We start from the raw sequence: 1303 nt of genomic DNA, 5'->3' as shown, positions 1-1303 counted from the left end.
AGGGTGCGAAATGTGAGTTGCACATTATTTCCGAATCCGTCTGAAATAATTTGAAAAAGGGACTCTGAAATAATGTGCTAATTTACAAAAGGGACTAGAGTTGTTTCACCCTAGTTCCTGTGTATCAGTCAATTTTATACTGTCTACTTTTTGGATCGCTATGCACACATTTGATATCATGAATGTCTCTTAAATTTCTCTAACACCATTATCTGCTTTAGAATTCGGTCTACCGTATGGAAAATTAATTTCAGAATAACCCTTTTGTTTCTTCTTATTACTGTTATTAGAATTTTTAGTAACGAAAGTATATATAATCCCACTTAATATAAGCACCCAGAAATTGCTAAAGGCGTACATAATACCATACCAGCTGAACGCATGAGCAAAACGGTAAAAAGCCGTTGGTATATCAACAGTGAGCGAATCATATACCAATAGAAGTACTAATCCAAACATAGCGCCGGATAAAAATTTTACACTTAAGGAGGAATTCAAATATGAACAGGAAATTTATAGGAGTAATGTCCCTCTTTTTGATAATATTATTCGGAATGTATGGTGTCGGGACTAAAATTGTCGCCAAATCAAAAATTTATGAAACAGAGTCAACAACTACATTAGTGGTTAATAAAAATGATTTAGAGGACCTTTCAATTTACTTCTTAACGCCTTATATAACCAAAGCAGTACAGGATTATTATGGAAAACCATCTGGAATTCAGTGGTGGAAGCCTAAAATATTAGAGATTAAAAATTTAGAACCCGGGAGTCGTTATAAATTCTTACTCAAAATTCGTGTAGAAACATTTAAAGGGGCTCACAACCCTCCTTACGGAATTGATATAATAACACTTGAAATCGATTTTGACAAAATTCGTATTATTGATTACAAGCACATCGAAGAGAAGATAAAAAAACAAACATAGGGTATTACCTCTTTTATTTTTCCTAAATAATGGACTCACTAATCAGCGAGGAACAGCTGAGCTTATACAGCTACTTTCTCCTGCCCGAGTTCGACAGTGACTAGGCAAATAAATCGCCTCTCAGTCCTTGATGCAGAAGGGCTGAGAGGCGATTAGGTATACTTGTGGCGTGTATCTAGGAGCGAGGATGAATGTCTAGGATCTTCGGGGGGAGGCTCTAGTCCTAGAGTCGCAAAGGTTTGCCCTTATTTGGCGGTCAGTTCTGTCCGCTGATAAAGGTCCCCGTATTTCGAAGAAAAATGTCCGAGTGTGAGACGCTAGCATTCCTCTCTTACTTTCGGCCACGATTCGTTGGCACGAGTGTTGATTATCCA

1 protein-coding gene and 1 pseudogene are annotated in these 1303 nt (G+C 37.3%); one reads left to right on the top strand and one right to left on the bottom strand.

The window, feature by feature from the left end:
* Window positions 1-500 precede the first annotated feature (500 nt).
* Window positions 501-929 (top strand): DUF3888 domain-containing protein, encoded by a 429-nt coding sequence (locus tag DI44_RS11340; RefSeq protein ID WP_015374612.1) that lies wholly within the window; start codon window positions 501-503, stop codon window positions 927-929.
* A gap of 175 nt (window positions 930-1104) precedes the next feature.
* On the opposite strand, the pseudogene DI44_RS19710 reads toward DI44_RS11340, so the two are convergent.
* Window positions 1105-1303 (bottom strand): annotated as a pseudogene (locus tag DI44_RS19710) (transposase); the annotation flags it as partial.

This window comes from Geobacillus sp. CAMR5420 (assembly GCF_000691465.1).
GTDB classification, from domain to species: Bacteria; Bacillota; Bacilli; order Bacillales; family Anoxybacillaceae; genus Geobacillus; species Geobacillus thermoleovorans.
Note: the sequence above shows the minus strand (reverse complement) of the source record. Positions and strands in the feature narration are given on the sequence as shown.